This is a genomic window from Mesobacillus stamsii, from assembly GCF_030814065.1.
Classification (GTDB): Bacteria; Bacillota; Bacilli; order Bacillales; family Cytobacillaceae; genus Mesobacillus; species Mesobacillus stamsii.
This window is the reverse complement of record NZ_JAUSUN010000012.1, coordinates 1-24,653: the sequence shown is the minus strand read 5'-3', so window position 1 is coordinate 24,653 and position 24,653 is coordinate 1. Positions and strand designations below refer to the sequence as shown.

Annotated in this window: 24 protein-coding genes and 1 pseudogene; 14 read left to right on the top strand and 11 right to left on the bottom strand. The window is 36.5% G+C overall.

What is annotated here, in order from left to right; all coding sequences use genetic code 11:
- Positions 1-112: 112 nt before the first annotated feature.
- A complete protein-coding gene (locus J2S25_RS11095) occupies positions 113-1,846 on the bottom strand; it encodes a methyl-accepting chemotaxis protein (RefSeq protein WP_307191913.1) in 1,734 nt (577 codons plus the stop codon).
- Between the two features lie 147 nt (positions 1,847-1,993).
- On the bottom strand, positions 1,994-2,542 hold the full coding sequence (locus J2S25_RS11090; protein WP_307191912.1) for a hypothetical protein: 549 nt from the start codon (positions 2,540-2,542) through the stop codon (positions 1,994-1,996).
- A 228-nt stretch (positions 2,543-2,770) separates the two neighbouring features.
- Here J2S25_RS11090 and J2S25_RS11085 point away from each other — a divergent pair, with 228 nt between their 5' ends.
- Together J2S25_RS11085 and J2S25_RS11080 are read left to right on the top strand one after the other, a co-directional pair.
- Positions 2,771-3,499 carry a MerR family transcriptional regulator gene (locus J2S25_RS11085; RefSeq protein WP_307191911.1) on the top strand — a complete coding sequence of 243 codons (729 nt, stop codon included), beginning with the start codon at positions 2,771-2,773 and terminating at the stop codon, positions 3,497-3,499.
- 231 nt (positions 3,500-3,730) lie between these two features.
- On the top strand, positions 3,731-3,871 hold the full coding sequence (locus J2S25_RS11080; RefSeq protein WP_307191910.1) for a hypothetical protein: 141 nt from the start codon (positions 3,731-3,733) through the stop codon (positions 3,869-3,871).
- A 212-nt stretch (positions 3,872-4,083) separates the two neighbouring features.
- Here the strand turns inward: J2S25_RS11080 and J2S25_RS11075 are convergent.
- A pseudogene (locus tag J2S25_RS11075) lies at positions 4,084-4,338 on the bottom strand (helix-turn-helix transcriptional regulator); the annotation flags it as partial.
- Here J2S25_RS11075 and J2S25_RS11070 point away from each other — a divergent pair.
- From J2S25_RS11070 to J2S25_RS11050, 5 genes are all read left to right on the top strand, one after another.
- Complete coding sequence (locus J2S25_RS11070) at positions 4,319-4,813, top strand: GyrI-like domain-containing protein (protein ID WP_307191909.1); 495 nt, start codon at positions 4,319-4,321, stop codon at positions 4,811-4,813. The pseudogene J2S25_RS11075 and the gene J2S25_RS11070 overlap by 20 nt on opposite strands.
- 14 nt (positions 4,814-4,827) lie before the next feature.
- Positions 4,828-5,292 (top strand): DUF8821 family protein, encoded by a 465-nt coding sequence (locus J2S25_RS11065; RefSeq protein ID WP_307191908.1) that lies wholly within the window; start codon positions 4,828-4,830, stop codon positions 5,290-5,292.
- Between the two features lie 380 nt (positions 5,293-5,672).
- The gene (locus J2S25_RS11060) at positions 5,673-6,152 is read left to right on the top strand and encodes a DUF2975 domain-containing protein (RefSeq protein ID WP_307191907.1); all 480 of its coding nucleotides are present in this window, start codon (positions 5,673-5,675) and stop codon (positions 6,150-6,152) included.
- Positions 6,153-6,162: 10 nt separating this feature from the next.
- Positions 6,163-6,372 (top strand): helix-turn-helix domain-containing protein, encoded by a 210-nt coding sequence (locus J2S25_RS11055; RefSeq protein ID WP_307191906.1) that lies wholly within the window; start codon positions 6,163-6,165, stop codon positions 6,370-6,372.
- Between the two features lie 57 nt (positions 6,373-6,429).
- Positions 6,430-7,677: a DUF4153 domain-containing protein gene (locus J2S25_RS11050; protein WP_307191905.1), complete on the top strand. Its 1,248-nt coding sequence runs from the start codon at positions 6,430-6,432 to the stop codon at positions 7,675-7,677.
- Between the two features lie 338 nt (positions 7,678-8,015).
- On the opposite strand, the gene J2S25_RS11045 is transcribed toward J2S25_RS11050, so the two are convergent.
- Positions 8,016-8,150, bottom strand: coding sequence for a hypothetical protein (locus J2S25_RS11045; protein WP_307191904.1), 135 nt, complete (start codon positions 8,148-8,150; stop codon positions 8,016-8,018).
- 215 nt (positions 8,151-8,365) lie between these two features.
- Between J2S25_RS11045 and J2S25_RS11040 the strand changes: the two genes are divergently transcribed.
- Both J2S25_RS11040 and J2S25_RS11035 read left to right on the top strand, forming a co-directional pair.
- The gene (locus J2S25_RS11040) at positions 8,366-8,623 is read left to right on the top strand and encodes a hypothetical protein (RefSeq protein WP_307191903.1); all 258 of its coding nucleotides are present in this window, start codon (positions 8,366-8,368) and stop codon (positions 8,621-8,623) included.
- Positions 8,623-9,009 carry a retropepsin-like aspartic protease gene (locus J2S25_RS11035; protein WP_307191902.1) on the top strand — a complete coding sequence of 129 codons (387 nt, stop codon included), beginning with the start codon at positions 8,623-8,625 and terminating at the stop codon, positions 9,007-9,009. The genes J2S25_RS11040 and J2S25_RS11035 overlap by 1 nt, the downstream gene beginning before the upstream one ends.
- 377 nt (positions 9,010-9,386) lie before the next feature.
- On the opposite strand, the gene J2S25_RS11030 is transcribed toward J2S25_RS11035, so the two are convergent.
- Both J2S25_RS11030 and J2S25_RS11025 read right to left on the bottom strand, forming a co-directional pair.
- Positions 9,387-11,075 (bottom strand): RNA-binding domain-containing protein, encoded by a 1,689-nt coding sequence (locus J2S25_RS11030; RefSeq protein ID WP_307191901.1) that lies wholly within the window; start codon positions 11,073-11,075, stop codon positions 9,387-9,389.
- 114 nt (positions 11,076-11,189) lie between these two features.
- Positions 11,190-11,660 carry a hypothetical protein gene (locus tag J2S25_RS11025; protein ID WP_307191900.1) on the bottom strand — a complete coding sequence of 157 codons (471 nt, stop codon included), beginning with the start codon at positions 11,658-11,660 and terminating at the stop codon, positions 11,190-11,192.
- An 833-nt stretch (positions 11,661-12,493) separates the two neighbouring features.
- On the opposite strand from J2S25_RS11025, the gene J2S25_RS11020 reads away from it, so the two are divergent.
- A complete protein-coding gene (locus J2S25_RS11020) occupies positions 12,494-12,775 on the top strand; it encodes a hypothetical protein (RefSeq protein WP_307191899.1) in 282 nt (93 codons plus the stop codon).
- A 542-nt stretch (positions 12,776-13,317) separates the two neighbouring features.
- Positions 13,318-13,728, top strand: a complete 411-nt coding sequence (locus J2S25_RS11015) for a hypothetical protein (RefSeq protein WP_307191898.1) — start codon at positions 13,318-13,320, stop codon at positions 13,726-13,728.
- 660 nt (positions 13,729-14,388) lie between these two features.
- On the opposite strand, the gene J2S25_RS11010 is transcribed toward J2S25_RS11015, so the two are convergent.
- The 5 genes from J2S25_RS11010 to J2S25_RS10990 form a co-directional block, all read right to left on the bottom strand.
- A complete protein-coding gene (locus J2S25_RS11010; protein ID WP_307191897.1) occupies positions 14,389-16,098 on the bottom strand; it encodes an ABC transporter permease in 1,710 nt (569 codons plus the stop codon).
- A gap of 18 nt (positions 16,099-16,116) precedes the next feature.
- On the bottom strand, positions 16,117-17,124 hold the full coding sequence (locus tag J2S25_RS11005; RefSeq protein WP_307191896.1) for an ABC transporter ATP-binding protein: 1,008 nt from the start codon (positions 17,122-17,124) through the stop codon (positions 16,117-16,119).
- Between the two features lie 82 nt (positions 17,125-17,206).
- A complete protein-coding gene (locus J2S25_RS11000; protein WP_307191895.1) occupies positions 17,207-18,307 on the bottom strand; it encodes an extracellular solute-binding protein in 1,101 nt (366 codons plus the stop codon).
- A gap of 84 nt (positions 18,308-18,391) precedes the next feature.
- On the bottom strand, positions 18,392-19,210 hold the full coding sequence (locus J2S25_RS10995) for an MBL fold metallo-hydrolase (RefSeq protein WP_307191894.1): 819 nt from the start codon (positions 19,208-19,210) through the stop codon (positions 18,392-18,394).
- A 71-nt stretch (positions 19,211-19,281) separates the two neighbouring features.
- Positions 19,282-20,397, bottom strand: a complete 1,116-nt coding sequence (locus J2S25_RS10990) for a GntR family transcriptional regulator (protein ID WP_307191893.1) — start codon at positions 20,395-20,397, stop codon at positions 19,282-19,284.
- A gap of 1,253 nt (positions 20,398-21,650) precedes the next feature.
- Between J2S25_RS10990 and J2S25_RS10985 the strand changes: the two genes are divergently transcribed.
- From J2S25_RS10985 to J2S25_RS10975, 3 genes are all read left to right on the top strand, one after another.
- Positions 21,651-21,869: a helix-turn-helix domain-containing protein gene (locus J2S25_RS10985; protein WP_307191892.1), complete on the top strand. Its 219-nt coding sequence runs from the start codon at positions 21,651-21,653 to the stop codon at positions 21,867-21,869.
- A 65-nt stretch (positions 21,870-21,934) separates the two neighbouring features.
- A complete protein-coding gene (locus J2S25_RS10980) occupies positions 21,935-23,848 on the top strand; it encodes a DNA adenine methylase (protein WP_307191891.1) in 1,914 nt (637 codons plus the stop codon).
- A gap of 157 nt (positions 23,849-24,005) precedes the next feature.
- Positions 24,006-24,614: a hypothetical protein gene (locus J2S25_RS10975; RefSeq protein WP_307191890.1), complete on the top strand. Its 609-nt coding sequence runs from the start codon at positions 24,006-24,008 to the stop codon at positions 24,612-24,614.
- Positions 24,615-24,653: the final 39 nt, after the last annotated feature.

The window sequence follows — 24,653 nt, the reverse complement described above, 5'->3', positions numbered from 1 at the left end:
AGGTGATTCTTCTAGAAACTCCAGCACCCCAACCCTTCCGAATAGGTAACTATTAGTCTTAAATTGACATCAACCAAAAGAGACAGCTAATTAGCTGTCTCTTTTGTTGATTCTATAGTTTGAAATACTTTATTGCCTTTTTTAAATCGGAAATTTCGTCGTTTAACGATAAGGCTGACTGTGATACGACTTGAATTGCGTTTTGCTGCTCTTCCACTGATGCAGTTACCTCTTCCGTAGAAGCGGCAGTTTGCTGGCTAATCGCTGCTATTTGCTCGATCGAAGTTGTAAATTGCTCTTTAGCCGAAGTAAGATCTTTCATTTCGTCATTAACTTCCTCGATTGCCTGATTAATTTTATCTATTGAGTTAGCAATCATTTTAAATGCAGCTTCGGTACCTTTTACGGCATCATTTTGTTCACTGACTATCTCAGCTGTCTTTTCCATTTCTTTGTTAACAATACTTGTTTCATTTTTAATGCCTGCTAATGTTAGCCTGACATTTTCTGTTGCAGATGATGTTTGTTCTGCCAGTTTTCTTACTTCTTCGGCTACGACCGCAAATCCTTTCCCGTGTTCACCAGCTCGAGCAGCTTCAATACTTGCGTTTAAAGCTAATAAATTGGTTTGAGCTGAAATTTCATTGATCGTTCCAAGAATCGTTTCGATGTCTTTTACTTTATTTAAAAGTCCGGTAATGACTTCTTGAACTCCAAAAATTAGCACATGACTTTGCTGAGAAGTCGATTTTAACTGTTCTACAGATGCCAAACCAGTTGTATTTGAGTTTTGAGCGTCCTTTGAAGCAAATAACATATGATTGTTTTTTGTATTTAAGTTTTCAATTTGTGAGGCTAATGATAAGGTAATTTGGTTTGTTTCTTCTGTCTCGGATGCTTGTTGAATCGACCCTCTAGAAATTTCTTCGATGGCCCGTCCGATTTCTTCCCCTGATGCAGTTGTCTCTTCAGAAATGGCACTCAGGTTATCAGAGGTTAGACTGATTTCGGATATGGATTGTTCTACTTTTCCGATCAATCCCTTCAGGCTAGTGATCATCAGGGAGAATCCCGTCACAAGTGAACCGATCTCATCCTTCCGTTTCATCTCCTTTATTTCTATAGCAAGATTGCCCTCTGCCACCTCGTTCACCTGATTTGTAATGGCAATGATTGGATCTGCAAGATGCTTGGAAAATAAATAGGTGATGATGCTGCCAATGAGTAAAGCAACACCAAGGGTAATTCCCAGCAATGTAAGAAGGTGAGTTGCCCCAGCATTAAAATCCTTCTTATAAGTGCCGGCACTGACAATCCAACCCCAATTAGGTTCCAGCTCACTGTATGTTATTTTCTCCGCTACTTTATTTGGGTCATTAGGCAAAGCCCATTTGTATGAATAAAATCCGCCTCCTGCTTTTCCCACTTTAATTTGTTCCTGTACAATAAGGTTTCCATCAACGTCCTTTGTTTCCCAGACATTTTCCCCTTCAATTGTAGGGTGTGCAACTTCAAGGCCTTGTTCATCGTAGACAAGGAAATATCCGTTTTCACCTATGTCTATCGGAGTGTGAATTTCCCTTTTCCCATCTCCAATTTTAGGTCCGATTAAATACGTTTTTACTCTCTCTTGAGCCTCTTCTATGGAAACATTCCCTGCTTTTACTTCTTGATCGAGTGAATCAATCATTTGAATGGCCATCTCAACACCGTTTTTTAAATTCGTTTGCCCAAGTTCATTAAGACTATTTTTGGCAGTAACATACCCAACCGTTCCTATAATGAGACTAGGAATAGCTAGCAATAACAAAGACATACTGATTAACTTTCCTTTTAGCGATTTCACCTGGCTGACTCTCCTTTGAAGAAAATTATTCGACCGATTGACAGTAAATATATCGGTTGAATAACTTAAAACGTTTACAAAACAAACGGAAATACGGAAAACTATTTTAGTTGCGGTTTTTCCAATGGAGAATTCTTCATCCAATAGTTAATCTCTCGAGTCAACAAGTGGAACCATAATAGAAAAATTCATTTTATCATCCTGATCAATCAAATGACCCATATGGTTTTCAATAAACACAAAATACCCGTTTTGCCCCGATCTTTTTGTCCAAAGTTCAATGGATTTTTCAATTCTTAACAAGCATTTAATGAATGTACCAAAATATTCTCGAGACTCAAAATTAGGGTTTTTTTCCATTAGTATTTCGTAAAGTTCGTTATTGGTATAGGGATCAAAGCTCATTAGAAGTCCATATAAAAAAGACTGATTTTCCGGAGTCACATGATGACTGAAATCGTTCTCTACTTGTTTGAGATAAGCGTCAATCGTTAGTAATGCCATTCGAATAGCAGTTAATGCATGCCAACCTGTTCGACTGGGATCTTGGCGATGAAGTTTCAGCAAATTCCCTTCCATTGAAGAAAGTGTATATGCATATTGATCTTCATGGCCATTTGGAATCCTTCCGAAATCTTTAGCCATCCTAGTTGAAATTCTGTCTAAGTTATAAGAGTCAATCACTATTTTCTTCATCTTCCTATCACCTCGCAAATGTAATTATCTGATTTTAGCTTCAAAATCGTCCCATCTATTATAACTTATAACTTCAACTATGACCCTCGTCACCCCGAATCTTTTCGATAGATGTCGTTAAATGAGCGTTGCCCCCAAAAGGTTAGTTAAATTTATAATAATTTTTATTCTTATTGACTCTCACGTTGCGTGATGCTTTATAGTAATTTTTGAAGGGAGCGAAACAAGATGAAAGTGAAGGAAGTTGCCGATCTAGTGGGTATTAGTGTGCGCACACTACATCATTATGATGAAATTGGATTATTAATCCCAAAGGAAACCACTGAGGCTGGCTATCGGGTATATTCTGACGAGAATCTCGAGACCCTGCAGCAAATCTTATTTTTTAAAGAGCTTGGCTTCCCTTTAAAGAAAATCAAAGAAATTATTGATAGCCCATCTTTTGACCGGCAAGAAGCCCTGGAACTGCAGCATAAAATGCTTCTCGAAAAAAAGAGCCGGCTCGATAAGATGATTGGGACTATCGAAAAAACCATTCAACAGTCGAAAGGAGAAATACAAATGTCTAATCAAGAAAAATTCGAAGGCTTTGATTTCAGCCACAATCCATATGAACAAGAAGCAAGAAAAAAATGGGGAGATAAAGCAGTTGATGAAGCAAATGAAAACGCAAAAAACATGACTGCATCCGACCAGGAAAATTTCAATGAAATCTATCGTAACCTCGCCTCTCTTCGCCATCTCTCACCTGATTCCAAAGAGGCTCAAGAAGGGATTCATGAGTGGTATCAGTTCTTAAACAAAATCGGGAACTACTCTCTTGAGGCTTTCAAAGGGTTGGGGCAAATGTATGTAGATGACGAGCGATTCACGAAAAACATTGATCAATTCGGTGACGGCTTAGCGACATTCATGCGCGATACAATGGCAGTCTATGCAGACACACAAAAAAAATAAGGGGAAATAAACAAGGAGAGGTCGATCCTCTCCTTGTTTATGGACCTAAACGATTATTTGCACAATCGGTTCCTCCCACCTACTCACTGGGCTATCGACTTACATGTGCCATGACGGGAGTATTCTGTCTGAGAATGATAAATGTCAACGCGACCCTCCTTGTGGTTATATGTTCTCTATACTAATCGAAAGAATCTGAATCTTATTGAGAAAAAATGGGGAAATTGGTATATGGAAGTAAAGAGCTTCACCTTAGAAGTCGGTGCGATGAACTATGGTTTCCATTTAGACGATATTATTGGCTTGGAATTATTACAGGAAATGCAAGCGATTATTAACATGGGTATGCTTACATTAGATAGGAATAAGTAACAGAAAGAATTAGAAAATAAACTCTATTCTTGCCAGTACCTCGTCTGATTATTATTTTTAATAATGTCCCCATTATTCCCTATTTGGATTACAGTCGAATTGTATATGATTCAAGGAGTTGCGTTTATTCATGTTTTCTACATCTTCCTAGGACTTCTAATTCAATCCATTAACCTTCTCCCATCTGTTAAAGAGCACTACTCTAACATTCAATAGTTTTTGGACTCACGATAAAGGTACAAGAGATAAATTGGATAAGAATTAATCGCATTCCCTTCTTTGATCGTAATCATTAAAGTGATATCCAAAAGTAGGATCTGGATGAGCTTCTCTAATATCGGATGGGGAAGATCTGACAAATCAAGCAGGTCGGGATTATTCGGATTAGTCCCTTCAAAAAGCAGGATTTGATTTAGAAGAACAAGGTCATCTTGCTGGTTTTCTGAGATGAGGCTTAGTAATTTTTCAAATTATACTCTAGAAGAAAAAGACAGCTTTACCGTTTTGGGTATTGGTATTGAACTTAAGAGCGACTACACTGACTATGCTGGCATAAGCAAGGAAAAGGCTGACTTTTGGTCAGCAGTTAAACAAGATGGCAGGCTTGACATGTTAAAGGCTATAGCATTAAATGACTATACTTTTGCTGTAAATGAAGCTGTCAATCACAAGATGATGCATTATGCTGGCGTCATGACTGATGCAACATTACCGGAAGCATCCAGAGTGATTCAATTTCCTAAAGGCGAATACCTAGTTGTAAAAGGGGAAGCTGAGACATCAGAAGAGTTAAACAATATGCTTACTGGCATTGCCTTCGGTCAAGTTTTGCCTGAAGTAAATGATTTTGCCTATGTTGGCGGACCAAATGCATCGGTTGAGATGGGACTGCGAAATGGCTCATTTTTTGGTGAAATGTGGATTCCTGTTGTTAGGAAATAAAAGGGGAGATGGAGTTGTCCTATATCGTTGATTTTAAAAATGTGTCCACCGTTGGTTTAGAGACTTCGTCCGTTTCTGATGCACTTGCTGGTTTACGCGCTAATGAAGCCCGTTATTTTTTGAACAAATACAAGCATGAATTTACGGTTGTACAGGCTAGTGAAAGCCAGGAGACCATTGATTATGTGAACCAAATTTTGAAAGAGGAACGTAATATGGACTTTGCTGCTAAACCTTTAGAAACATCGCGTTTTCAAGTAGAACATATTAAATGGGCCTACGTCTTTTATGAAGATGGTCTTTCGGTAAACGTCATGTATACGGTTGATGACCCTAAGAAGCGCGCCGTTGGTTTTAAGCTTTCTGAGGGGATGGAGGTGCCGAAAGAATTGGAAGGGAAGTTTAAGTTTGCTAGGCAGAGGTCTAAACTAGCTGGAACCATTCGGGGCTCGTTTTTTGTTATAAAAGGAGAATATTAAGATAAGTAAAAGCAATTCATTTAGAAAGTCTATGTATTCTAATAACAAAACAGCACCTCTCCATAAAATAAAATTCCAGCCTAATTTTCCTATTAAATTAGGATCGGCTGGAATTTTACTTTTAGAAAAAACAAAAAAACCTCATTTGCGGCTCATTTTTTTAAACAAAAAGTCAGCTTTTTTTAGTGATTAACAGTAATTCAACTGAGGCTCATGAGATACACCCTTTAGAGCATTTCTTTGTAAAGAGAAATGCTTTTTATTTTCACCTTAATAACTTATTAACAACAAAAATATTATAAAAATTAATAAAAATTTATTGTTTAGCAATAAATATCATGTTAATATCTAATAAACAATACTTATGAGAGGTGTTTTTCATGAAACCTGAAACACTATTTTTAAAGTTAGCAGTTGTTCTTATGGGCATTCCAGTTCTTGCTTTATGCATCTTTTTGGTACCTGAGCTAGGTAATATTGCAGCAAAATTGCTACCAGAGTTTGATTTGATCAAATACCTCGTTACTATCGTTTTTGATGCATCGGCGATTCCCTTTTACTTTGCTTTGTATCAGGCTTTTAAACTTTTACGCTATATTGACCAAAATAAAGCTTTCTCGCAATTATCTGTATATTCTTTGAGGAATATCAAATTCTGTGCCATCACAATCAGTACCTTGCATGTGCTAGTCTTGCCACTCTTCTATCTCTTTGCGGAGAAAGACGACGCCCCAGGTGTTATCTTTGTCGGTTTGGTTGTTCCTTTTGCTTCAATGATGATTGCAGTCTTTGCTGCTGTTCTTCAAAAGCTATTAAAAAATGCCATCGATATAAAATCAGAAAATGATTTAACGATATGAGGTGAAACCAATGGCAATTATAATCAATATTGATGTGATGCTGGCTAAAAGGAAAATGAGCGTAACGTTACTTTCGGAGAAGGTTGGCATCACGATGGCGAATCTTTCTATATTGAAAAATGGAAAGGCAAAAGCGATTCGATTATCAACTCTAGAGGCGATTTGCAAATCATTAGAATGTCAGCCTGGAGATATTTTAGAATACAAAAGTGACGATTAATAATCATTGTTGAGGAAAGTAGGTCTTAGTTTGACAATATACGAGGGAGGTATAATCATGGACAGTACCAATTTAATTGTTGATAATATTGCTAATCCCCATGAGCTGGAGAAAATGTTTAGAAATGACCCCAAAGCCTTTAAAAAGTCATTCTCAGACGCATGGGAACAAAATCCTGATTCTCAGGTTCTTGGTATTTGGTATGAAAGATTGCATTTCAAGGAGACGGCACATTCAGAAAAATCTCCCTTGCTTCAAAAAGGTTTCTTATTCATGGGCATTTTAGCCATTCTGGCCGGGATAAGCACCAGAATCATTTTCCATTTTGTCGAACAGGAAGCAATTGCTCCAATTAACCTGGCTTTTGGTATAATTCCCTTTATTGCTGCCTATTTTGTTTACAATAATACTCCGAAAAAGAGTGTTATTTATTCCCTTGCAGCGTTGTTCCTAATTTCCGGGTATTATCTTAATATGCTACCATTAAATTATAAAGACAGTATTATCCTTGCTTATTTACACCTTCCCATATTCTTATGGGCATTGGTGGGGCTTGCATTTACAGGCAACGAATATTCAAAAGGCAGTACAAGATTAGCCTATATTAAATTTAATTTGGAATTTTTTATTCTCTACGCCAGCATGGCAGTTAGCGGAATGGTGCTAGCGGCATTAACCATGCAGTTATTTAGCATTGTTGGCTTGGATATAGAAGAATTCTATTTTAGTAATATCGTTTTATTTGGTGCTGCCGCTCTCGCTATTGTGGCCGCATACCTGGTATCAATGAATCTTAAACTTGCTAAGAATATTACACCATATATAGCTAAAATTTTTAGTCCTCTTGTCCTGGTCACATTGTTGGTCTATCTTATAACGGTGATATGGATCGGAAAAAATCCATTCTTGGACCGCAACTTTCTGATAGCCTTCAACGGAATACTCCTTGGTGTATTGGCCGTTACCATATTTTCCATTACCGAAAGCGACTCAGACGAGAAAAAGAACATTTCTGATTATATAAACTTTTCCTTAATTGTTCTTGCGCTTATCATTGACAGTGTGGCTTTGTCAGCCATCGTGTTCAGACTTTCTTCTTATGGGATTACACCAAACAGACTTGCTGTTTTAGGTGTAAACATACTTATCTGGGGAAATCTTATTTGGATTATGGTCTCCTATATGCGTTTTCTACAAAACAAGACCGGACCTTCACCCATCCAAGATGCGGTCACTAAGTATTTGCCAGTTTACGGACTTTGGGCGGCTTTCGTTACATTTACTTTTCCTTTCTTTTTTAATTAGAAAGGCTATATTAATGTAAAGGATGTTGATAAAAATGAACAAAGGGACGCGGGGACAGGAACCGTGTCCCACCATATTCCCTGCAGCTATCCCAATATTTTTTTGTTAGAGCCAACGGACAAAAATCCAAGACCCTTGATCATACTGGTTTCATCCAAACCCAACTTGTGAAGTTGGTACCGTAACCTCTTGGTGGAACGAATCTTTTGTAATTTGTCAAACCCCATTTCGAATGGAATATAGCCAAATTCGCTCGTTTTCTAATATGAATAACCAAATTGTTTACAGGGTTTTAATTTTGTCCTCTGGCTCTTAATGTAAAAGGGACAGGAAAGAGCCTAACAGGATCTCGGATATACAAACAGAATGGGACAATAAACCTGTCCCCATGTCCCTCTTTCATATACCGCTTTCAGTTCAACCTGTTTTTTATTTGGATAGATAAGGAATTTATTGTCTCTGTTGACTAACATGGTTCCTCCACCTCCCTTGGTGAGAATATATGTTCCTATTATTTCGTAGGTGGAAGGTTTTGGCTATTGCCAACCGACATTCATCTCCCACTTACTCACTGGGCTACCGCCTTACATGTTCCTTGAGGTGGGAGTCTTCTGTCGGAGAATGGTAAATGTACAAAAAACTTACTGTAAATGATAAAATATTATTAAAGTATTCGGAGGTGACTTAAATGAAATGGGAAGACGTGTGCCAAGCGTTTCCGGAACAATGGGTATTAATTGAGGCAGTACAAGCTTATACAAATGAGCAAAGTGAACGAATTTTGGAAGAAGTTACTCCTTTGAAAAAGTTTACAACATCTCCTGAAGCAATGCGAGCGTATCAAGAAATTCACCGTGAGGACCCTACTCGTGAGTTATATGTTCTCCATACTAATCGAAAGAACCCTAATATTATTGAGAAAAAATGGGTAGGTATAAGAAAATAATGAAGAAGTTATTTGTGGATAATGGATTACTCCTTACAGACATGGAGTTAACATTTAGGGGTGAACAACTCATTTTACAACGGGTTTTAGTTGATACAGGTTCAGGAAGTACGATTATTTCGACTGACTTAGCCGAGAAAATTGGCATCATTGCTGAAGAAAACGATATTATTTATCGTATCAGTGGGGTCGGAGGTTCAGAATTTGTTTTCTCTAAAACGGTTAATTCAATTAAAATTGGTAATATGGAAGTACAGAGCTTTACCTTAGAAGTTGGTGCGATGAACTATGATTTCAATTTAGACGGTATTATCGGCTTGGATTTATTACAGGAAATAAAAGCGATTATTAACATAGATATGCTTACATTAGATATAAATAAATAACTGGCAAGTATTAGAAAGTAAATTCTATTCTTACCAGTTATTTATTTATACATTTTCAAGGTTAAAGGAGGCTGATTTTACTTAGTGTTCAATAGAAGCACCCGAAAAAATGCAAGTTTTTACTCAATAATTGCATATTTTTGGTATTTTATTTTTAGCAGGAGAAAGCCTCATTTACTTATGGTACGGTTCACCGTAACGTGGGATAGGGTAAACTAAATAAGATTTACTAATAAAGGAGAGGAAAATATCCTCTCCCATTTTGTTTTTAATGTACATTTATTTGTACATTTATTTGTATATTTTTCACTTAAATGGCTCCAATTTCGTACTTTTTTAATGATATAATGTACATTTATTTGTCATTTCTGTACATTTTATTTATTAATAGTATATTTGGCTCCTCGTCCGTGCCCTACTATTTTTACACCTTCTGATGCCATTTCTTTTATTATTGCATTCACTTGTCGTCTATCCATTCCAGTTATTTGACGTACTTCTGCATTCGTTAAGTCTCTATCTTTTAAAACAGATAGTATTCGGGTCTTTACAGCTTCTTTATCTAGATGTTGTTGCCGTTCATATCTTAAACTATCCTGTAAAAGTCCATAAGCATAACGTGATAGAGTGTAATACCTTCCTCTGCCTCGACCAATTGGTTCGATTAAATCAAAGTTTTTCATAAGCCCACTGAGAAGTTCTTTTGCCTGCTCTGTTCCTCTTTGAGTAATGTATCCAGCAGTACTTGTATCAATCTGCTCATGACGCATTAAATATTGAAGTATAAGTAAATGATCTACCTCAACCGGAACACCTTTCATTGAAATTTGTTGAACTAGCTTTTGAAAAGATTGCTCCAATGGTGATGCAATAAACGTTAATTCAATATTATTGCCCACTTCTCTATACAGTGGAGGCTCTTTTCCTTCAATAAGTAGAGATTTAAATATTCTCTTAACACCCAGATTTGACCTATTAACAAGCTTCAATCTATCCAACAAGTCCATTAAATGATTATTTCGGGCTACAGGCGGGTGATGTAATATGTTTTGTGGTGTTATCCCACCAATAAATTGACCAGGATTAGTTAGTACTAAACGTTCTTTATATTGCTTAAGCATAACTGTACCCAACATTCTGTAGTCTCTATGACCAAACGCATTTAAAAGTGCTTCTCGTAATGCAATTGTAGGGTAGGTATTAAACTCTGGATGCACCAAGCCTGATTCTATAGTAACAAGCGGATTATCAACTGAGATAAAGCGCTCTAACTCATATAAGGCTAATGGAATAGGCTGAGTGCCGTCATCGCGATGGGAATAATCAGTATCACTTATCATCTTCCTAAATGACCATCTATGTTGAGGGATAATTTTTGAGATTGCTTCAGGTTTTCCGACTAAAAGTAACGCTCCCTTAGTTAAGTGTTGACCTTTTAGTCCACCAATAGCAGTTAATAAATCTTCATCACTTAAAGATATTAGCGTTTCATCTACCCTTTCCCGTGACATAATTTCACGTACACGCTCCATTGCCGAATGTGAAAAAAGTGTTTTCCAGTCTTCATAGATTATTTCTTCGGTATAATCCATTTGACCGGTTATGTCTACCATTTGTCGTCTTAAAGTTCCGGTAAATGGTAAGCAATCTTTTCCTTGCCTAATAGTAGCTGCACCATCAGTAGTTGTGTGTGGGGGCATTCCAGGGAAAATATGCATAATCAATAGCCTGATTTTATTATCCTGAACAAACAGATCCTCAAAAGACGGAGTTATATGTGGATCTGTCTTTTCGTAAATCCTTTTTTGAAGAATTGTCGCGTCAATATCAAAAGGTATTCCTTTCAGAGCTAAATCCTTACCTTTGACCTTGTCAGCAACACCAAAGACAACACTACCTCCACCACCATTTGCCATACAAACAGCATAACTAATCATTGTCTTTACATTATCTTCTCTACTTCTATCATTCCATTGTTTGAAGTCCAAGTCTTGAGCTTCAAAATCATCTGCTATATGATCATCTAACTTGTTGATTATATCCATTATCTCACTTTTGCTCTTCATTTAAGTATTTCCTCCTCTCTTGTTAAATTTTTCATATTATTTATCTTTATTTTACACATATTTGACACAGTAGCATACTTTTTCTCAAACCATTACAAAAATACACAATTACTCTTAACTTAAATAAGGTTCAAGATAATATTGAATAGTATCAGGTTTACCGTTTAATTGGTTTGTTTTTGTAGTCATCTTCATTACCCTAACAACAGTTGAATCTCCTTCCTTAGGGAATTCATCCAACGTAAAACGATCTCCTAAACCCAATCTAGGATCTTTATCATTTGGGTTATTAGGATTAGTCATAATCTCTCTAAATTGGCTTATTGTCCCTTCCATAATAAGCTCATTGTTGTAGAAGAATTCTAATCTTGTTTCCAGGCTATCTCCACTATTCTTATCCTTAATCTCTATCCTCGGATGACTTTTTAAATCATTTAGCGCACTTAGTACAACATCTAGTTCCACAGGATACTTGGTAAAAATTCCTGATCTAAACTTCTCCTCACTTTCAAAGCTAATAAATAATGGTCTCTTCTGATTTGCTGATTTTACTATATCATTGGCATACTCGATATCCTCAATCAACTTACTGAAGGGACGCGGGGACAGGAACCGTGTCCCACCATATTCCCTGCAGCTATCCTAAATATTTTTTTGTTAGAGCCAACGGACAAAAATCCAAGACCCTTGATCATACTGGTTTCATCCAAACCCAACTTGTGAAGTTGGTACCGTAACCTCTTGATGGAACGATCTTTTGTAATTTGTTAAACCCCATTCCGAATGGAATATGCCAAATTCGCTCGTTTTCTAATATAAATAACCAAATTGTTTACAGGGTTTTATTTACAAATTGATTTATCGGGGTTTTAATTTTGTCCTCTGGCTCTTAATGTAAAAGGGACAGGAAAGAGCCTAACAGGATATCGGATATACAAACAGATTGGGACAATAAACCTGTCCCCATGTCCCTGTATATAATCACCAGATGCAAGCCTAAGAATTTGAGACTTATCGAGCTTCCGATATTCCCCTAGATAGAGACAGCCGACTCCATCTAGACGTTGTCACTGATATGATATGACTTCATTTGTTCTTCCCCTTTCCTGACTAAATATAAAATTGGATAGGTTCATATTAACAATCCTGTCTATTTCGGGATAGGACAAGCGATTTTGTGCTGTCTTTTGGTCATTAACTACTAAGGGTCCACTTATTGACGGAAGTTAGATATTGTATGTAAGTGTGATCTCACCCAGATTATAACTCTTATAAAAACTCGGGAAAATTGGTATTAGTTCAAAAGATTCATATATTTCCTTGAAATTTCCGATTTTCTTCTTTACCATTAATTATACAAACCAACTTCCAAGTTGTTAACAGTTGAGGATGTGCAAATAATTTAGGGGGTTATTCTTTTGAAAAAAACAGTACTTTTCCTTTGTTTCGTGTTGCTGTTGAGTTTGTTGTCCTCTAGTGTTTCTGCTCAAAAAAACGAGGAATTTGTTCCAGATCCTAAGCCAGATGATGCGTATTATAACGATCAGTTTGAACAACGAAAAGCTATGTATTTAAAAGAGGGTTATAAAGAAGTTGATGTAACTGAATCAAATCAACATGTAGCGGAATTATTAAAAACAGGGCAAATCACCGCAGAAGACCTTCGTGAAAATAGGATTACGGTTCTTGAAAAACCTTAAAATGATGGTTCGATTTCAGCAGAAGCTTGTCCTGGTCCGGAAAATGGTGTTATTTTTAAAGGGCCGGCCTTTGAGTACGCGCCAAATACTTATGAAGTTGGTATTAGATACTGGCATGAGTGGAAGACATACTCAAAAGACTCAAGAACCTTCGTTCAGCTAACTTGGAACCAGGTTCAATATTGGCGAGTGGAGTCTAAGTATTCTGTAAAAAACGCAAAGTTTAACTATCAATTTCACGGAGTGTATTATTGCGCAGGTAGTCTGGGGTCCGCTAAAAACTTCAATAAGTATATAAGTGTAGGTTGGAAAGACACCAACAATAGTTATTATTACACTTGGGGGCCGACAGACTACTCGTTCCCTGCTAATCACGACCCAGTGTTAAAATACACAAGCATTACTATGGCTAGATGGGCAGGAGATTGATATTATAATGGATATTATCAAACAAGTCAGACAGCAGTAGATACTTTCTAAGAAACAATTTAATCAAGCGTTGGCGGATATTTCGCCAACGCTTGATGTTAAGGAGGAATAATATGGTATTTAAAATTATTTATGGTATTGTGTATTTTATTGTTCTTTACAATATTGCGAATTACTTAAGCAAGGACCTTATTGAAGTTTCTACATTTGTTTTTATACTTTTATCAATCATTAATGGCTTATTATTTAAACTCCCTTCTTTCGTTTCGCATTTAAAAACTGAAGGTGTTTGGAAGGTTGAATGGGTTCGATTGTTTTTAATTATGTTACCGGCACTCTTTATCTTTTTTTCCTTTAATAACTTAAGACCATTAGATATAATTGCGTCATTTCTTTTCTTGGACTCAATAGCTTTAACATCCAGATACTTCTTAACTGTGATTTCGTTTATTCTTGGTTACACTTTATTGGATGTAGTTAAAAAACATAAATATGAGTTCTCTTGCAGTTCCAAAAAAAAATGATGATCTTCATATGGAATAAAAAATAGTGTCGCATTACTTAGATGCTATCTGCGATAAGCAGAAGCTTTCTCTCTCCTTTATATTGAAGTGCAAAAAGCCCGCTTCCTGTTTCTGTGTAACCCGTTCGGTTGGAACAGGGACGCGGGGACAGGAACCGTGTCCCACCATATTCCCTGCAGCTATCCCAAATATTTTTTTGTTAGAGCCAACGGACAAAAATCCAAGACCATTGATCATACTGGTTTCATCCAAACCCAACTTGTGAAGTTGGTACCGTAACCTCTTGGTGGAACGAATCTTTTGTAATTTGTTAAACCCCATTTCGAATGGAATATAGCCAAATTCGCTCGTTTTCTAATATGAATAACCAAATTGTTTACAGGGTTTTATTTACAAATTGATTTATCAGGATTTTAATTTTATCCTCTGGCTCTTAATGTAAAAGGGACAGGAAAGAGCCTAACAGGATATCGGATATACAAACAGAATGGGACAATAAACCTGTCCCCATGTCCCTTATGCTCTCCCATAAAATCACCCTCGTTTCACGATATAGAATAATAATACGACAAAAAACCCTGTAAAACAGACGGATAGGTAGTTTTTTATCCGTGTCTGTTTTACAAGGTCCAGTTTATATAAGGTGAGTGTGCCCATTTTTCAAGTCCTGCTTTTCCTTCCATACACAAAGTATAAAGTAATAGCAGACATGATCATCAAGATTACAGAATACACCAAAGTCAACGCTTTAGTGTCAGACAGAGCCTGGGCATCCGTACTGTTCTTAATAACAATACCAAGAGGCTGGTATAAAGGATGATAAAGGAATACTGTAAGATCATAATCTGCCAAAATACCATTGAAATTCAAAGCTAAAACAGCTAGAGTTGACGGGAGTATAATCGGTAACAATACTTTTGTGAACGTATAGAAAGACTTGGCACCCAAATTTTTGGCAGCATCTTCAAGATTGGTGTCTAGACTAAAGAAAGACGCTTTCACCATTCGTAAGGTAAAGGGAATGTGTACAATTACATAGGCGAAAAATAGCATCCAGACTGTACCAACTAATATAGAATTTCCGATAATCATTCTTGGTGTATTAAATGTTACTATGAGTCCAATTGCGATTAAGGTCGACGGCAACATCCAGGGGATCAGAAGCGCATATTCAAGGATGACCGTCCACTTGTTCCTGAACTTTTGTAAAATTCGCGATGCCATCAACGCTAAGACTACAACGGTTACTGATGCTGTAGCGGCGTACACAATGCTAACTAGGTAAGGCTTTAATGCGGATGAGTTGGAGAATACATTCATGTAATTACTCATGGAGAAGCTGTTAAAATTCAACGTTGCCGTAGCTATGCTATGTGCATCTGTAAACGAGAAAATAATAATTAGAACGACTGGAATGGCATAAAGGAGAAACAGGAAGTACGCCAGCATGTGTACAGCAATATTTCCGAGCTTATTGCTGATCTTTTGCTTGACCAATTCCGATTTTACTTTAGAAACTGACATGAAGTTTCCTTTTTGTTCGAATCTGATCATAATGGTCAACAAAGCTAATGTAGCCAGACCGAGAACGAGTGCCAATAGTGCGGCTAAATCTCTTGAAGTTACACTTTTTGAAAATGTTAGGATCACTGGTGTAATCGTTTGAAACTCTGTCCCCCCCAAAATCAAAGGAGCGGATGTTGCTGCCAAGCCTGTCAAAAAGGTAAGAATCGTCAAAGCAAATATCGTTGGCTTCAAGACCGGAAGTACAATCCGCCATAAGATATAAAAAGTGGAAGCTCCCATGTTTTTTGCTGCTTCTACTGTTTGAAAATCAATTTTACGAATTGCGTTACCTAAAAATAGGACATGATTTGAGGTACCTGCAAAGCTCATTACGAAAAGAACTGCCCAATAGCCGTGAAACCATGTCGTATCAAAGGAAGGAAATAGATTAACCAAGAGTTTGGTCATGAAGCCATTTTCACCATATACGAATTTATAACCAGAAACTAATACGACACCGCTATATATAAGGGTTGTAAAATACCCTAGCCTTAATATTCGCGTGCCCTTGATATCAAAATACTCTGTGATCAGTACTAAAGTTATGCCAACAATGTTCACTGTAAAAACAAGTGATACTGCCAGAATAAGGCTGTTATACAAGCTTCTCATAGCACGTTCCGATGACAAGAGCTTCTCAGCTGCTTTGAAGGATAGTTTTCCATCCTTAAAGAAGATCTCATAATAAATATTTATGTTTGGATAGATTAGAAAGGCAACAACAAACCAGGCAATTAATCCATAAAAAATGAATGTAGTCGGATTAATGGTTGCTAGTTTCTCTTTTATTTTTTCTATACTCAATAAACTCCCCTCCTTCCCTTAGTATTGAAGAATATCACTGATATTTATATTTATATCAATGACTTCGCCAACTTTATTAAGGGTTAGCCCACTTTCCTTCTCTATGGTCTTTAGTACTCCTCCGCCTTCAACTTCTATTAAATACTTACTGTATAATCCATAAAACTCCTGATCAATGATAGTCCCTTTCATTTGTACTACATCGGAACCAGTGAGGGGAAGCAAGCTTACTTTTTCATTGCGAATATATGCTTTTTTTTGAGGATCTAAAAAATCCTTCAATCGACTGTTTTCGATAATAAGCGGTTCAATCTTATTAATGTCCCCTATAAAATTGCAAACAAACTCTGTTTTGGATTGGTTATAGATTTCTTGTGGGGTACCGACTTGCTCCACGATTCCATTGTTGAACACAGCAATTCGATCAGATAATGTTAATGCTTCTTCCTGATCGTGAGTAACATAAATTGTCGTAATCCCGAACTTCTTCTGAAGTTTTTTTAGCTCATTTCTTAATTGGTTTCTTAGCTTGGCATCCAGATTGGATAAAGGCTCATCCAACGCCAGAATACTCGGCTTCAGAACCAAGGCTCTGGCAATAGCTACCCGCTGCTGCTGGCCACCTGATAATTCTGATACTTTTTTATAAAGTTGGTCCTCCTTCAGATCCACCTTCTGTGCTATGTCCCTCACTTCCCGATCCACAATAGCCTTCGAAGCCTTGTTGACACGCATCCCAAAAGCAATATTCTCATAAACATTCATAGTAGGAAATAGAGCATAGCTTTGAAATACCATGCTTATTCCTCTTTTTTCAATAGGTACATGGGTAATATCGCTATTGTTTAGTAAAATTTGTCCACCCGAAGGCTCAATAAACCCGACGAGACTCCGAAGTATTGTTGTTTTCCCGCAACCCGACGGGCCGAGAAAGGTAAAAAACTCGCCTTCTTTAATATGCAGATTCAGGTTTTTGATGGCATGGAAACTCCCAAAGTTAATTTGAATATTATTAAATGTAATCATATTTACCTCTATATCCTTTTTTTCTTTTTAAAAACTGCATAATGAAGCCTCCACTATGCAGTTTTTCTTCATTTGAGATTGATTATTGCATGATCTGCAATTCAATTTTCTCTACCCATTTTCCAATGTTTTTAGCAATGAATTCCCAATCCATAGGCTGAGCTTTCAGATTTGAATACAATTCCTTCACGGAATCATTCGCGTTTTCAGCTGCTTTCGTATTTGCAGGCATAGAATTAAACTTGGCAGCAAATTCCCCTTGAACTTCAGCAGCTCCCATCCACTCGACAAATCGTTCCGCCGTTTCCTTCTTTTTTGTACCATTAATAATTGCTACATGCTCCACAATCATAGGTACACCGATTTGCGGACTTACGATGCCTGCCTTCACTTTATATTGCTCTTCCTTCTTGCTAAGTGTTCCTGAAACTACGGCTCCAAGTGGCGTTTTTCCACTTGCCAGATTTGCATAGAAGTCTTCTCCTTCAACAGCTCCGACACCGTTGTCAAATAAAAGCTTAACATCATTCCATCCCTCTTTGGAGATACCGAGCTCACCCTTCGGATCCTCGTATCTGGTCAGAATTCCTGCAACTACAAGCTGTGGGGTAATTTGCCCCAACATGGTTGGAGCTTCATATTTTCCCTTGAATGCTGGATTTTTGTATAGTTCCGTCCAATCCTTTGGAGCGGTCTCGGCTGTGAATGTATTCGGATTATATCCAAGCAAAATAGCTTGTTTTACAAGACCATGATAGTAACCCTCCGGATCATTCAAACCAGGCTCTACTTCCAAAGCCCACTTAGGGTCGTATTTGGTCAGGACTTTTTCTGTTTTCAAATTTTCATAAAGCATGTTGTTCAGTCCGTAGACCACGTCCGCAATTGGATTGTTCTTCTCTGCAATCAAACGATTCGCCAAGTCGGCTCCGCCTGCTCCAACAAGCTCAATCTCAAAGCCAGCGCTTTTTGCTTTCTCGATTAACCATTCGCCACGGCCATCGGAATTCGCATTCGTATAAACAATCAACTTCTCATTCTTAACCGCTTCATTCCCTACAGATGCAGTGGATGTGTTGTTCGATGAGTCCGACTCGGCATTACTGTTATTTCCGCTGCTACATGCCGTTATCATCAGGAGCAGAATTAATAGCAAAGAAATACCTGCAAATTTTTTAAACATTTTCTTATATCTCCTTTAGGGTTTATGTTATTTTTAGTAAAATCCCATGATAACTATTCCTAGGCAATGGTGTGAAAGAAACTTCTAGATGTGAAAAATCAATCCGTCATGCGCTACCACGATTCCAGATGACTCGAATATTTTTTCTAATTCTTCATGAAGCAACCCGGAATTATGACTAAAGTGAGTGACGATGATTTGCGCTTCTTTTTTCACTATATTTTTTTTTTGAAATTGACGTTGAACCTCAAGCACGGTTTCTACGCCCATATGATTGCGGTCACGTGAGTTTCCTGTCCTGCCGAGCGTACAATCGAGTATCGCGCAATCTAAATTTTTCTCCTTTAACCATTCCCATGTCGCTTCCGGAAACCAGCCAGAATCATGTCCATATAGCAACTTTTTTCCGTCTTTTTCTATTACATACAATAAACATGTTTCCATTTGATCATGATCCGCCAGAAGTGGAGTAACAAGTATTTCACCAACAGCTATTGTCTCGAATGGGCGGAGCAAGTGGAATGCAAACCGTTTTCCTGCAAAGCGGCCGATGGCTACACGCGTATGGTGCATCACCGCATCATTTCCATAGATATGCATCGGATGCTGAAGGCCGTGAGCAATTCCCATTCTCCTGCATTCCAGATCGAAAGCATTATAATGATCTGAATGTGAATGAGTAACAAGCAAATGCTCGATCATGCCAAAATCAATGTTATCTCGAAGCGCCTGCATATAAGAATCAGGCGAATAATCGAATTTTATTACATCGTCAATTATTGTCGAGCTTCGTGTACGAATGTTTTTTTCGCCAAGTTCCCGGGCTTTAAGACAAGTTTCACAGCGGCAAAAAGCATTTGGAAAGCCCTCCGCAGCTGCTGTTCCTAAAAAATGGATTTTCATATTAATTTCACCTATCTTACATATTAGAGTCATTTATTTACATTCACGCAAACCGATTTTCTTTCCACAATTCACGTTTCAATTTTGATTGTAATTTGCTTCTCAAGAGAGTGATTCACCCGCTTCATAAGAAGATTAAATGCCGATTGGGCAAGTTTTTGAGTATCCTGTCTGACCGTTGTAAGAGGAATTGGAGTTAACGCTGACAGATGGATATCAGAAAAACCGACAAGAGAAAGTTGGAAAGGGACCGAGATATTCATGCTCATTGCTGTATATAATGTTGAAATGGCGACATAATCATCTCCACACATGATGGCTGTCATATCCGGGTTACCCTGAATAAATGTTTCCTGTTCAGGATCACTCTCGCTAATATAGCTTGTATCGCATGGAGCACTTTTAAAATGTATATATTGTTTTTTGATTGAAATCTCATGGTCAAGCAGCGCCTGGATATAACCGTGATACCGCTCCTCCCTGCTGGTGATATTATCTATCGGGTTCGAAGTGTATCCTATTTCCCTGTGTCCCTTCTCAATCAAGTACTTTGTCATCTCGTAAGAGCCCTTATAATGATCATGATATACGCTGTCAATCTGAACCTCACGAAATATACGGTCGATAATAACTATTGGAAACTGTTGCAATTTCAATCTCATCACCTGATCACTGCATGTCTTTCGACCTTGGGGAAATAAAATGATCCCATCGATTCCCCCTTCAACAAGCCTTTGCAAGCAACGTTCCTCATCTTCTTTATCCTTGCTTATTTTCAAAATAAGATCGCAATTATGCTTTCGCACTTCGTTCTCAGAAGCTTCAATTATTTTTGAAGTGTAATCGGATAAGTGTGGTACAATGAGAGCTATCTGTTTATACTGTTTCTCATTCTCCGCAAGTAACTGTCTTTTTGACGGTATTTCTCCTTCATAAGAAACTTCATCTTGTTGTCCGGAAAGGAACGTTCCCCTTCTTGGCAGACGGTACACTATACCTTGCTTAACAAGATGTTCCAGTGCCAGCTTACTCGTCATCCGGCTTACTCCAAATAACTTCGCGAGCTCTCCCTCCGAAGGTACCGGATCATGCGGTTGAAGTCTGCGGCTCTGGATGATACTTTTGACCTTATCGGAAATTTGCAGGTATAGTTGACTCGGTTTCTTAGGTGATTGTTCTTTTTCCATCTAAATTTATCCCCCGTATTTCTTAAACTCGTGGACTGCAGCATTGACAACTTAACATAGAATCTCAATCTAGTGATTTCTAGGATGAATCCTTAATAACTACGACCCTGATCAGTGATCTAAAAAAAGCTTATCTAATGTCACTGACATATTCAATGATATAAACTTTAAGATTTTGTAAATATCGTAAATTCTAAAAATATTAACGATTTCTATATCAGTAGATAATCATATATCAATGATATGAAAAAATAAGATTGATTAAGGTTGCAAAATAACGTTTGCTGCAAGCTGGCAACGAGAAAAGTACAATCAAACAAAAGAGGAACGACTTATAAACGAAAATAAGCAAATCTGATACAAAAGTTATTCCTCCTGAATTGGTTCATCTTCTACTAGAAAAATTTGTAGAAGTCTATAAGTCCTCAACTAGAGAAGAGCAAAAACAATTCTGCAGCTCTTGGTCAATATGATCACCTTTTGGTGAACAAATGCTCGTCCACGTCAAATTGACAAGATTGAACTCGAATTTGATTTTACGGAGATTAACCTTTCAAACAAGTTTATAATTATCCAGATGCTATAAAGAAAAACGGAAAAATAAGGTATATCAACACCTTCTATCCCAGCTTCTAATGAAAAAACTGGTTTTGTGAGATGAGACTCTGTTACTTTTCGAAGGGACGCGGGGACAGGAACCGTGTCCCACCATATTCCCTGCAGCTATCCCAAATATTTTTTTGTTAGAGCCAACGGACAAAAATCCAAGACCCTTGATCATACTGGTTTCATCCAAACCCAACTTGTGAAGTTGGTACCGTAACCTCTTGGTGGAACGAATCTTTTGTAATTTGTCAAACCCCATTTCGGATGGAATATAGCCAAATTCGCTCGTTTTCTAATATGAATAACCAAATTGTTTACAGGGTTTTATTTACAAATTGATTTATCAGGATTTTAATTTTGTCCTCTGGCTCTTAATGTAAAAGGGACAGGAAAGAGCCTAACAGGATATCGGATATACAAACAGAATGGGACAATAAACCTGTCCCCTTGTCCCTCTCTAAAACAATATGGTGTTTTATTCATAAACAATTGTTGTTGTACTATAAATTAATTCCTAGTAATCAACTTACAAATTTTACCTTTACGTTATTTAAATATTCGTATACGGTATTTTTAATTGTGTATAAATGTATATATTGATATACTTTCTTTATAGGTTGCTACAATATTTTTCGGAGGTAAATAGCATGGCGCTTAGCTATAAGCCATTATGGCGTTTATTAATAGAGCGAGATATGAAAAAGATGGATCTTAAGGAGAAGGCCAATATAACTGGAAATATAATCGCAAGGATGGGAAAGAACGGTTATATCGATATGAAATCTATCGAAAAGATATGTTTAGCTCTAGATTGTTCACCCAATGATGTATTTGAAATCATAAAGGAAATTAAAAAGGATATTTAATTAGTGATAATTTAATAGACAGTCAAAGTCACACATTTACTAAAAACTTATAAATGGAGAAAAATATGAGATATTTAGGTAATAAAGAATCAATAACACCGGAAATTTATGATTTGCTTGAAGAAAGGGGATTAATAAACCAAAACTATACCTTATTCGATGCCTTCTGTGGAACAGGTTCAGTTTCTGACGCTTTGAAAGGGAACTTTAATATAATTGTCAATGATTCTCTGACATGGAGTGTTATTTATACTAGAGGGCGACTTTGTGCACATAATTGCAAGTTTGATAAACTTGGATTTAATCCTTTTGAGTACTTTAATGAAAATGATGATATTTTAGAAGGCTTCTTCTATACCAATTATTCTCCTGCTGGGTCTAGTAGAATGTATTTTAGTCCTCATAATGCAGGGCGTATAGATTTTTTTAGAGCAAAAATTGAGCAATGGAAAAATAAAGATGTTATATCTGAGGATGAATATTGCTTTCTATTAGCTTGCCTTATTGAATCTATATCCTTAGTCTCAAACACTGCAGGGGTATATGGGGCATTTTTAAAACATTGGGATTCACGAGCAGTAAAGCCAATTCAGTTTATTAAGGTCGAATCAAAAAACTCAAGTCGTAATAATCTAGACTTTTATAATGATAAAACTGAAAACATTATTTCAGAAGTTGATTGCGATATTTTATATTTAGATCCACCTTATACGCAAAATCAGTATGGAACTCAATACCATATCTTGGAAACCCTTGTATTGGATGATAACCCCAGTATAAGTCCGATTACAGGTTCTAGAAGTACAACTCCTATGAGATCTGATTGGTCAAAGGACAATAAGAGTCATATACTTTTTGATAAAGTCATAGCAAAAACAAAAGCTAAGTACATTTTATTTAGTTATAGTATTGATGGCTTCTTGTCTAAAGATTTTATTGAAGCTACTTTAAAACGTTATGGAAAAGTAGATACGTATGTATGTAAGAAAATATCCTACAAAAAATATAAAAACTTCAAGTCTAACGGTAAAAAGGACCATTTTGAATATCTATTCTTCATTGAAAAAAGGAATAATGATCAGGTTAATTATGAATCTCCTCTAAATTATATTGGTAGCAAGTCAAAAATGATTGATGATATCAAAAAATATCTACCTGATAACATTGAAACATTTATCGATGCATTTGGAGGTGGTTTCAATGTCGGCATAAATATAAAAGCAAATAAAGTAATATATAATGATTTTAATTTTTTGGTTAAAGAACTAGTAGAATCATTTAAAGAAAATGATACGTATGATTATCTTTTATATATGCGTAGAATTATTAAGAAATTTGGACTTGAGGCTGCTAATTCAGAAGCCTATTTAAATGCACGGGATTACTACAATTCTTTACCATATGAAAAACGTAACCCTAAACTTCTCTATACAATTATTTTATATGGCTTTCAACAACAAATACGTTTTAATAGTAATTATAACTTTAATAATCCTGTTGGTATGAGGTGGTTTAATGATAAAGTCTTTGAGAAGATGATTAGTTTCTCAAGAGTATTAAAAGAAAAAGATGTTATTTTTAAAAGCTGTGATTATACTGAATTAAAAAGTGAAATTAATAAAGATACCTTTGTTTATATGGACCCGCCATACAGATTAACAACAGGAACTTATAATGATGGTAAAAGAGGATTTAAAGGCTGGAACGAGACCTACGAAGAAGGACTATTTGAATTTGCTGATTATCTAAATTTTAATAAAGTTAAGTTCATGATTTCTTATGTACTTGAACATAAGGAAGAGGTTAATTATCAATTAAAATCCTGGATTGAAGATAGAGGTTACAGATTAATAAATATACCCGGTATTCCTGGTCGAAAGAGAAATGAGGTCTTGATTATAAATTATGACAAATTAGTATCTTCTTCAAGTTTTACTCATGAATCCTTAGATGATGTTAATATGGCAATTTGGAGCTAGTACTTATATATCAAAATAGCAATTAACGCTAACAATGTTAAGTTTGTGAACGTTCCTGAGCATAAAAGGAAAATAAATCGCGAATTAAAAAATGGATTAAAAAGTCAATTATGATTTAATAGAATTAAATTCCATAAGGGGTATGAAGGGGAAGTGATTGTTAGAAAATATGAAGACATCTAATCTACCACATTTCATTATTAACAATAATTATCAAAAAAGCACTAGCCATTATTCTGACTTTCTAACGAATGAAATCTTAAAGGATATTTGTCTACGAATTACAGGTATTGATACCTTTACTGTTGATTTTATTAATGATGTAAATGTTGGTAAACTTGCTTTATTAGAATATAACGGTTCAAGTTCATACGTTTTAGTCCCTGACTTAGCAGTCGATGGTCGTAATGCATATTTCCAAAGCTTCCCGACTTCATTAGTAAGGTACTACGCCGACCCTAATACCGATAAGAATATATACTTTTATTTCCTTCCTTTTGAAGGAAATAATAATACAAATTATTATCGCTTCTTATACCGATTAATGGCTACTGCAGGTGTGCAATTTTTGAACACATCCGATTATTTTCCAAATGATATATTACCATTCGCCACAATTGAAGATATTATGGCTGGGAGAGAACTCAACCGTAACAGAAATAAATCTAATAATTCTACTTATATAACAAAAGATACTGATAATGTAGTAGTGTTTATGACACTCTTAAATTTCCGAAAGTTGACGGTATTGCCTGTCCAGAATTAGTCGATTATAATGTCCATATATAATTCGAAACATTTCGAC